Source organism: Vibrio sp. MOR3 (assembly GCF_001557775.1).
Lineage (GTDB): Bacteria > Pseudomonadota > Gammaproteobacteria > Enterobacterales > Vibrionaceae > Vibrio > Vibrio jasicida.
In genome coordinates, this window is sequence record NZ_LNRD01000066.1 from 1 (window position 1) to 252 (window position 252).

Consider the following 252-nt stretch of genomic DNA (forward strand, 5'->3'; position numbering starts at 1 on the left):
TAGTGAACTCCTGATATTGGGAATACTGATATCAAAAACCGTGCGTCCTTAGCTCAGCTGGATAGAGTACCTGGCTACGAACCAGGCGGTCGGAGGTTCGAATCCTCCAGGACGCGCCACTCTTTAGAAAAAGCCTGCGGGGTGCCTGTCTCTTGATCACAAGTCTAGTGATCAAGAGACATTGCGAGTTCGTAGCCTTCAAGGATGGTTTGTAGTTTAAACCACCCTTCCCAAAGCACCTTTATTGAAGCT

The 252-nt window shown here is 48.4% G+C and carries 1 tRNA gene; it reads left to right on the forward strand.

Annotated elements, in window-relative coordinates:
- Positions 1-42 precede the first annotated feature (42 nt).
- Positions 43-119, forward strand: a tRNA-Arg gene (locus tag ATB76_RS26960).
- Positions 120-252 lie beyond the last annotated feature (133 nt).